This window comes from Mesorhizobium sp. M0040, from assembly GCF_040323505.1.
Classification (GTDB): Bacteria; Pseudomonadota; Alphaproteobacteria; order Rhizobiales; family Rhizobiaceae; genus Mesorhizobium.
This window is the reverse complement of record NZ_JAMYVA010000033.1, coordinates 50,851-59,717: the sequence shown is the minus strand read 5'-3', so window position 1 is coordinate 59,717 and position 8,867 is coordinate 50,851. Positions and strand designations below refer to the sequence as shown.

Sequence of the window (8,867 nt, the reverse complement as noted above, 5' to 3'; positions counted from 1 at the left end):
GCTTGAGCTCGGAGGTGGTCGAAGCCAGCTCAGAACGCAGATCGCCGGCGATCTTCTCGAGGTCCATGCCGGCCAGAAGGTCGTGGATCGCCTCGGCGCCGATCATGGCGGTGAACGAATCCTCGCCATACTCGTCGACGGCCATCATGTACTCTTCCTCGCTGAGCAGCTGGTGCTCCTTCAGCGCGGTGAGGCCGGGTTCGGTAACGATGTAGTTCTCGAAGTAGAGGACCCGCTCGATGTCCTTCAGCGTCATGTCGAGCAGCGTGCCGATGCGCGACGGCAGCGACTTCAGGAACCAGATGTGGGCGACCGGTGCCGCCAGCTCGATATGGCCCATGCGCTCGCGGCGGACGCGCGACAGCGTGACTTCGACGCCGCACTTCTCGCAGATGACGCCCTTGTATTTCATGCGCTTGTACTTGCCGCACAGGCACTCATAGTCCTTGATCGGGCCAAAAATGCGCGCGCAGAACAGGCCGTCACGCTCCGGCTTGAAGGTGCGGTAGTTGATGGTCTCCGGCTTCTTGATCTCGCCGAACGACCAGGACAGAATCTTCTCAGGGCTGGCAAGCGAGATCCGGATGGAATCGAACACCTGCGCAGGCGCCTGGGGATTGAAGAGATTCATGACCTCTTGGTTCATGCCGTTCTCCTTTTCGGGGTCCTCGAAAACCCCTTGCATCTAGCGCGGGCCAAACGCCCGCCGACTTGATCGGCCATCGGCCGAGAATTTGGTGCGTCCGGTCGCGGGAAGACCGCGGCCGGACGTCTTGCTTACTCGGCCGCGTCGGGCAGCCGGATCGGGTTGTCGTCGAGCTTGGTGTTCTCCAGCTCGACATTGAGGCCGAGAGACCGCATTTCCTTGACGAGAACATTGAAGCTCTCGGGGATGCCGGCCTCGAATGTGTCGTCGCCTCTGACGATCGCCTCGTAGACCTTGGTGCGGCCGGCGACGTCGTCCGACTTAACCGTGAGCATCTCCTGCAGCGTGTAGGCGGCGCCGTACGCTTCGAGCGCCCAGACCTCCATCTCGCCGAAGCGCTGGCCACCGAACTGCGCCTTGCCGCCCAGCGGCTGCTGGGTAACGAGCGAGTACGGACCGATCGAACGCGCGTGGATCTTGTCGTCCACAAGGTGGTGAAGCTTGAGCATATATATGTAGCCCATCGTCACTTTGCGATCGAACGGCTCGCCGGTGCGCCCGTCATAGAGCTGCGATTGACCGCTGGTGTGCAGGCCCGCCTGCTCCAGCATGATGTTGATGTCGGCCTCGTGCGCGCCGTCGAACACCGGTGTCGCGATGGAGACGCCGCGGCGCATCTGCTCGCTGAGGCGAACGATGCTCTCGTCGTCATATTCGCGGACCGGCTCGTTGCGGTCGTTGGAAGGCATGAAGCTCTCGAGCGTCTTGCGCAGCGGCTTGATGTCGCCCGCCGTCTTGTACGCGTCGATCAGATCGCCGATTTTCCTGCCCATTCCGGCGCAAGCCCAGCCCAGATGCGTTTCCAGGATCTGGCCGACATTCATGCGCGACGGCACACCCAGCGGGTTGAGCACGATATCGGCATGCGTGCCGTCCTCGAGGAAAGGCATGTCCTCGACCGGAACGATCCGCGACACGACACCCTTGTTGCCGTGCCGGCCGGCCATCTTGTCGCCGGGCTGCATCTTGCGCTTCACGGCCACGAAGACCTTGACCATCTTCATGACGCCCGGAGGCATCTCGTCGCCGCGCTGCACCTTCTCGACCTTGTCCATGAAGCGCTGCTCGAGCGCCTTCTTGGAATCGTCGTACTGGCCACGCAGGGCTTCCAGTTCGCTCTGGAGCTTTTCGTTCTCCACGGCAAACTGCCACCACTGCGAACGCGGATACTCGTCGAGCGTGTCCTTCGACAGCTTCGAGCCCTTCTTGAAGCCCTTCGGCCCGGCAATCGCTTCCTTGCCGACGAGAACGTCGGAAAGACGCGAATAGACGTTGCGGTCGAGGATCGCCTGCTCGTCGTCGCGGTCCTTGGCGAGGCGTTCGATCTCCTCGCGCTCGATCGCCATGGCGCGCTCGTCCTTCTCGACGCCGTGGCGGTTGAAGACACGCACTTCGACGACGGTGCCGAAGGTTCCCGGAGGCATGCGCATCGAGGTGTCGCGCACGTCCGAGGCCTTTTCACCGAAGATGGCGCGCAGCAGCTTTTCTTCCGGCGTCATCGGGCTTTCGCCCTTCGGCGTGATCTTGCCGACCAGGATGTCGCCCGGCTGCACTTCCGCACCGATGTAGACGATGCCGGCCTCATCGAGGTTCTTCAGCGCTTCTTCCGAGACGTTGGGAATGTCGCGCGTGATCTCCTCCGGCCCCAGCTTGGTGTCGCGGGCCATGACTTCGAACTCCTCGATGTGGATCGAGGTGAAGACGTCGTCGGCGACGATGCGCTCGGACAGTAGGATGGAATCCTCGTAGTTGTAGCCGTTCCACGGCATGAACGCGACCAGCACGTTACGGCCGAGGGCCAGATCGCCGAGCTCGGTCGACGGGCCGTCGGCGATGATGTCGCCCTTGTTTACCCGGTCGCCCATGCGCACCAGCGGACGCTGGTTGATGCAGGTGTTCTGGTTCGAACGCTGGAACTTCATCAGCCGGTAGATGTCGACGCCGGACTTGCCGGGATCGAGATCTTCCGTGGCGCGGATGACGATACGCGTCGCGTCCACCTGGTCGACAATGCCGCCGCGGCGGGCGCCGATGGCGGCGCCCGAGTCACGGGCGACGATCGGCTCCATGCCGGTGCCGACGAACGGCGCTTCGGCGCGCACCAGCGGCACGGCCTGACGCTGCATGTTAGAGCCCATCAGCGCACGGTTGGCGTCATCGTTCTCGAGGAACGGGATCAGGGCCGCGGCCACCGACACCATCTGCTTCGGCGACACGTCCATCAGATCGACGTTTTCGCGCGGCGCCATCATCACTTCGCCGGCGTTGCGGCAAATGACGAATTCGTCGACGAAATGACCATTCTTGTCGAGCTCGGCATTGGCCTGCGCGACGTGGTGCTTGGCCTCTTCCATAGCCGAGAGGTAAACGACCTCATTGGTCAGCTTGCCGTTGACGATCTTGCGGTACGGGCTCTCGATGAAGCCGTATTTGTTGACTCGCGCGAAGGTCGCAAGCGAGTTGATCAGGCCGATGTTCGGGCCTTCCGGCGTCTCGATCGGGCAGATGCGGCCGTAATGCGTCGGGTGCACGTCGCGCACTTCGAAACCGGCACGCTCGCGGGTCAGACCGCCCGGTCCAAGCGCCGAAAGACGGCGCTTGTGGGTGATCTCCGAAAGCGGGTTGGTCTGATCCATAAACTGCGACAGCTGCGAGGAACCGAAGAACTCGCGCACGGCGGCAGCCGCCGGCTTGGCGTTGATCAGGTCCTGCGGCATCACCGTGTCGATCTCGATCGAGGACATGCGTTCCTTGATCGCGCGCTCCATGCGCAGCAGGCCGACGCGGTACTGGTTCTCCATCAGCTCGCCGACCGAGCGCACACGGCGGTTGCCGAGATTGTCGATGTCGTCGATCTCGCCCTTGCCGTCGCGCAGTTCAACCAGCGTCTTGACCACGGCCAGGATGTCGTCCTTGCGCAGCACGCGCACGGTATCCTCGGCCTTGAGCTCGAGGCGCATGTTCATCTTGACGCGGCCGACGGCCGACAGATCATAGCGCTCGCTGTCGAAGAACAGCGAGTTGAACATGGCTTCAGCGGTTTCCAGCGTCGGCGGCTCGCCGGGGCGCATGACGCGGTAGATGTCGAACAGCGCGTCCTGGCGGCTCTCGTTCTTGTCGACGTTGAGCGTGTTGCGGATGTAGGCGCCGACGTTGACGTGGTCGATGTCGAGGACCTTGATCTCATCGTCACCGGTGCCAAGCAGCACTTTCAGCGTCTTTTCGTCGATCTCGTCACCGGCTTCGAGGAAGATCTCGCCGGTCCCGTAGTTGACAATATCCTCGGCAAGGTAGTTGCCGAGCAGATCCTCGTCGGTCGCCTTGATCGCCTTGAGACCCTTTTCGCCAAGCGCCCTGGCCTGGCGGGCGGTGATCTTCTTGCCGGCCTCGACGACGACTTCGCCGGTGTCGGCGTCGACCAGGTCACCAACGGCCTTGAGGCCGCGGAAACGCTCGACGTTGAACGGGATGCGCCAATGGTCGCCGGCGCGCTTGTAGGTGATCTTGTTGTAGAAGGTCGACAGGATCTCTTCGCCGTCCATGCCGAGCGCCATCAGCAGCGACGTCACCGGAATCTTGCGGCGGCGATCGATGCGGGCATGCACGACGTCCTTGCTATCGAACTCGATGTCGAGCCACGAGCCGCGATAGGGAATGACGCGCGCGGCAAACAGAAGCTTGCCGGACGAGTGCGACTTGCCCTTGTCATGGTCGAAGAAGACGCCCGGCGAACGGTGCATCTGCGAGACGATGACGCGCTCGGTACCATTGACGATGAAGGTGCCGTTCAAGGTCATGAGCGGCATGTCGCCCATGTAGACGTCCTGCTCCTTGATGTCCTTGATCGACTTCGCGCCGGTATCCTCGTCGATATCGAACACGATGAGGCGCAGCGTCACCTTGAGCGGCGCCGCATAGGTCAGGTCGCGCTGACGGCATTCGTCAACGTCGAATTTCGGTCCCTCGAACTCGTACTTCACGAATTCCAGCATCGAGGAGCCGGAAAAATCGGAAATCGGGAAGACCGACTTGAAAACTGCCTGCAGCCCCTCGTCAGGACGCCCACCCTTGGGCTCCTCCACCATCAGGAACTGGTCATAGGATGCCTTCTGAACCTCGATCAGGTTCGGCATCTCCGCAACTTCCGGGATCTTTCCGAAAAACTTACGTACGCGTCTGCGGCCATTGAAAGTCTGGGTCTGGGCCATCGTCGCTCCTTAGCTCAATTCTCGGGACGAGCCTCGCCGCGGCTCGCCTTGCATCTCGGGCCACCTTGGCGGCCCTGTCTTGTTGCCCGCCGCCTGTCGGCGGCTTCTTGTCTTTTCACCCGCCGCCAATTGGCGGCGGGCCAGAAACGGGAGAAAACCCGTTTCCTGAAGGCCGGTTTGCGGCCCTCAGGAAAGAGGTTTTCGCACTCTTCGCGTTACGCAGCCTCCCTTCGACGCGAAAGGAGTGGCGGACGGCGCGACGCCGCCCGCCGGTACTCAACGCTTACTTCAGTTCGACCTTGGCGCCGGCTGCTTCCAGCTGGGCCTTGAACTTGTCCGCGTCGGCCTTGGAAACGGCTTCCTTGACCGGCTTCGGAGCCGCCTCGACCAGGTCCTTGGCTTCCTTGAGGCCAAGACCGGTGATGGCGCGAACTTCCTTGATGACGTTGATCTTCTGAGCGCCTGCCTCGGTGAGGACGACGTCGAATTCCGTCTTTTCCTCGACCGGAGCAGCAGCGGCCGCAGCGCCGCCGGCAGCGGCAACCGCCACCGGAGCAGCGGCGGAAACGCCCCACTTTTCTTCAAGAAGCTTCGACAGCTCGGCCGCCTCGAGGACGGTCAGCTTCGAAAGGTCGTCTACGATCTTTGCCAGATCAGCCATTGCAATGTTCCTTCATAAGGTTCGAACGTGTGTTTGTGATAGCGAGGAACGGCCTCATGCCGCCTCGTCCTTCCGGGCGTAAGCGCCGATGACGCGCGCGACCGAAGCCGCAGGCGCATTGACGATCTGGGCGATCCGGGTTGCCGGCGTGGCGATCATGCCAACCAGCCTGGCGCGCAGCTCATCGAGCGACGGAAGTGTGGCGAGTGCCTTCACACCGTCGGCATTGAGCGAGGTGGTACCCATTGCGCCGCCGAGAATGACGAGCTTGTCATTTCCCTTGGCGAAATCGGACGCGACCTTCGGCGCCGCAATCGGATCCTCCGAATAGGCGATCAGCGTCTGTCCCTTGAACAGCTCGATGATCGATGCGGAGTCCGTGCCCTGAAGAGCGATTTTGGCGAGACGGTTCTTCGCGACTTTGACGGTGCCACCGGCGGCGCGCATTTTCGACCGAAGGTCGTTCATTTGCGCGACGGTGATACCGGCGTAGTGGGCCACGACGACTGAACCAGCGCTTGAAAACGCATCATTCAGGCCCGTGACGAGTTCGCGTTTTTCCGCTCTGTCCACTGCCTATCTCCAGTTGACCCCTGCCCTCTACGAAGGACAGGCGTCGGGTTGCCTTTTGCCGGCCGGGCCATCCAGTAACGGATCTCCCGAACGACGCTCGAGGATCCTGCCCCCTTTCGCCACACCTGCCGGCAAGCCGGACGGTGCGCAGACAAAAGGCAAACACGGTTCGAACCTTTCATTGGAGCTTGCGGCTCCTTTGTCCGGTCTTCACCCGTCTCATGCAGGCCCACATGAATTAAGGCCCACATCACCCAAGGCTTGGGGGCCGCCTGCAATCTCGGACAGGATGTCCGGAAGCCTTTCGACTTCCGGTACCGGGCCGCCGACAGGTCGGAGGCCCGGAATTCTTTCACGGATCAGCGTTTTAGCGGCCGATCCAATTGTTTCGTATCAGGACGCAGCGAGCGTCGAGACGTCGAGCTTGAGGCCCGGGCCCATCGTCGAGGTGACCGACACCTTCTTGACGTAGTTGCCCTTGGCACCAGCCGGCTTTGCCCTGGTCACCGCATCAGCGAAGGCGCGGACGTTTTCTTCCAGCGCCTTGACGTCGAACGAGACCTTGCCGACGCCGGCGTGAACGATGCCGGCCTTCTCGACGCGGAACTCGACGGCGCCGCCCTTCGATGCCTTGACGGCGGCGGTAACGTCGGTGGTGACGGTGCCGACCTTCGGGTTCGGCATCATGCCGCGCGGACCGAGCACCTTGCCGAGACGGCCGACCAGCGGCATCATGTCCGGCGTGGCGATGCAGCGGTCGAAGTCGATCGTGCCCTTCTGGACGATGTCGACCAGATCCTCGGCTCCGACGATGTCGGCGCCGGCGGCCTTGGCCTCCTCGGCCTTGTCGCCACGCGCGAAGACGGCGACGCGAACGCTGCGGCCGGTGCCGTTCGGCAGGTTGACCACTCCGCGGACCATCTGGTCGGCATGGCGCGGGTCGACGCCGAGGTTCATCGCGACTTCGATCGTCTCGTCGAACTTCACCGAGGAGCGATCCTTGAGCAGCTTCAGCGCCTCACCCAAAGCGTAAGCCTTGTTGGGATCGATGCCTTCGCGGGTCTTCGATACACGCTTTGCAATCTTTGCCATGATCTCAGCCCACCACTTCCAGACCCATCGAGCGGGCGGAGCCCTCGACCATGCGCATGGCCGCCTCGACGTCGTTTGCGTTCAGATCCTTCATCTTCTGCTCGGCGATGGCGCGCACCTTGTCGCGGCCGATCGTGCCGGCCTTGACCTTGCCCGGCTCCTTCGAGCCCGACTTCAGGTTCGCAGCCTTCTTCAGGAAGTAGCTCACCGGCGGCGTCTTCATGACGAAGGTGAACGACTTGTCCTGGTAGTAGGTGATGACGACCGGAACCGGCGAGCCCTTTTCCATTTCCTGGGTCTGCGCGTTGAACGCCTTGCAGAACTCCATGATATTGATGCCACGCTGACCAAGCGCCGGGCCGATCGGGGGCGACGGCGTGGCCGATCCCGCGGAAACCTGGAGCTTGAGCTGGCCTGCAATCTTCTTAGCCATCTCTCTTCCTGCCTTTTCTCATGCCGGTCTTGCCGGCGGTTGCAGTCTGGTGGTGCGGTCCGCGCGGCCGGCTAAAGCCGCATTCGCCTCCCACCCGTTTTTGGCCGCGCGATCTCCGCGCCGCCTTCCCTGCCGCCGAAACCGGTGCAGGGATTTCGGATCAGCCCTTCTCGACCTGTCCGAATTCCAGATCGACCGGCACGGCGCGCCCGAAGATCGAAACTTCCACCTTGAGCCGCGCCCGCTCTTCGTCCACTTCCTGGACGAAACCGTTGAACGACGCGAATGGTCCATCCGAAACGCGGATCGCTTCGCCGATCTCGAACGTCACCGACGGCTTCGGCCGCTCGACGCCTTCCTGAACCTGGTTCAGGATACGCTGGGCCTCGGCTTCGGTGATCGGCACCGGCTTGGAGTCGCCCAGGAAACCGGTGACCTTCGGCGTGTTCTTGACGAGCGAGAACACGGCATCGGTCAGATTGGCTTTCAGCAGCACATAGCCCGGAAAGAACTTGCGCTCGGCATCGACCTTGCGGCCGCGGCGGATCTCGACGACCTTCTCGGTCGGCACCACGATCTGCTCGATGTCGGCGGACAGGCCCTTCTGCTTGGCCTTGTTCTCGATGTCCTCGGCGACCTTCTTTTCAAAGTTCGAGTAGGCGTGGACGATGTACCACCGCGCGGTCATTTCAAGACTTCTCCGTAATCGCCGGACTTACTGTCCGAGGCCGAGGATTTTTTCGACCGCAAAGCCCATGGCCACGTCTGCGGTAAAGAAAAAGATCATCGCGATGACCGCGAACACAAGGACCATCACCGTCGAGATCATCGTTTCGCGCCGCGACGGCCAAGTGACCTTGGCGGTCTCCGCGCGAACCTGCTGGAGAAAGGTGAAGGGATTTGTGGTTTTCGAAGCCATATGCCGCTCTGTCTGCAAGACCCGTTGGCCGGGTCTCCTGGATGATCCCGCTGGCCGGGACGTGCCGCTTGAGCGTGCGTTCGCGCCGAATCAGCGCAATCATTTCGCCCATGCAAATCAGACGCGTAAAGCCGGCTTCCCAGCTCCACGCGTCGCGTGTCTGTCTCGTCTACATAAAACCGATTCTTGATCCACGCAAGTGGCAAGTGTCCGCTTTATGGCCAAACGCCGCCTCGGAACCATCCAGTCGTCCCGTCCCGGCTATGCGGCCCTTA

7 protein-coding genes and 1 pseudogene are annotated in these 8,867 nt (G+C 62.2%); all 8 read right to left on the bottom strand.

The genetic code is table 11. From position 1 onward, the window contains the following. A pseudogene (locus tag NKJ91_RS23670) lies at positions 1-646 on the bottom strand (DNA-directed RNA polymerase subunit beta'); the annotation flags it as partial. A 131-nt stretch (positions 647-777) separates the two neighbouring features. Next, positions 778-4,914, bottom strand: coding sequence for a DNA-directed RNA polymerase subunit beta (gene rpoB, locus NKJ91_RS23665; RefSeq protein ID WP_352457481.1), 4,137 nt, complete (start codon positions 4,912-4,914; stop codon positions 778-780). 283 nt (positions 4,915-5,197) lie between these two features. Beyond that, positions 5,198-5,575, bottom strand: coding sequence for a 50S ribosomal protein L7/L12 (gene rplL / locus NKJ91_RS23660; protein ID WP_023680442.1), 378 nt, complete (start codon positions 5,573-5,575; stop codon positions 5,198-5,200). A gap of 54 nt (positions 5,576-5,629) precedes the next feature. Continuing rightward, entirely contained in the window at positions 5,630-6,148 is a 519-nt protein-coding gene (gene rplJ, locus NKJ91_RS23655; RefSeq protein WP_008875657.1) for a 50S ribosomal protein L10, read from the bottom strand. Between the two features lie 393 nt (positions 6,149-6,541). Beyond that, complete coding sequence (gene rplA, locus NKJ91_RS23650) at positions 6,542-7,240, bottom strand: 50S ribosomal protein L1 (RefSeq protein ID WP_023680441.1); 699 nt, start codon at positions 7,238-7,240, stop codon at positions 6,542-6,544. Positions 7,241-7,244: 4 nt separating this feature from the next. After that, entirely contained in the window at positions 7,245-7,673 is a 429-nt protein-coding gene (rplK, locus tag NKJ91_RS23645) for a 50S ribosomal protein L11 (RefSeq protein ID WP_023680440.1), read from the bottom strand. Positions 7,674-7,833: 160 nt separating this feature from the next. Further along, positions 7,834-8,361: a transcription termination/antitermination protein NusG gene (nusG, locus tag NKJ91_RS23640; protein WP_006333333.1), complete on the bottom strand. Its 528-nt coding sequence runs from the start codon at positions 8,359-8,361 to the stop codon at positions 7,834-7,836. Between the two features lie 27 nt (positions 8,362-8,388). Beyond that, the gene (gene secE, locus NKJ91_RS23635; protein WP_023680439.1) at positions 8,389-8,592 is read right to left on the bottom strand and encodes a preprotein translocase subunit SecE; all 204 of its coding nucleotides are present in this window, start codon (positions 8,590-8,592) and stop codon (positions 8,389-8,391) included. Positions 8,593-8,867 lie beyond the last annotated feature (275 nt).

What these genes read in the sequence shown, in the direction of transcription:
- rpoB (WP_352457481.1), bottom strand. Translation starts at nt 4,914, where the DNA reads ATGGCCCAGACCCAGACTTTCAATGGCCGCAGACGCGTACGTAAGTTT.
- rplL (WP_023680442.1), bottom strand. Translation starts at nt 5,575, where the DNA reads ATGGCTGATCTGGCAAAGATCGTAGACGACCTTTCGAAGCTGACCGTC.
- rplA (WP_023680441.1), bottom strand. Translation starts at nt 7,240, where the DNA reads ATGGCAAAGATTGCAAAGCGTGTATCGAAGACCCGCGAAGGCATCGAT.
- rplK (WP_023680440.1), bottom strand. Translation starts at nt 7,673, where the DNA reads ATGGCTAAGAAGATTGCAGGCCAGCTCAAGCTCCAGGTTTCCGCGGGA.
- nusG (WP_006333333.1), bottom strand. Translation starts at nt 8,361, where the DNA reads ATGACCGCGCGGTGGTACATCGTCCACGCCTACTCGAACTTTGAAAAG.
- secE (WP_023680439.1), bottom strand. Translation starts at nt 8,592, where the DNA reads ATGGCTTCGAAAACCACAAATCCCTTCACCTTTCTCCAGCAGGTTCGC.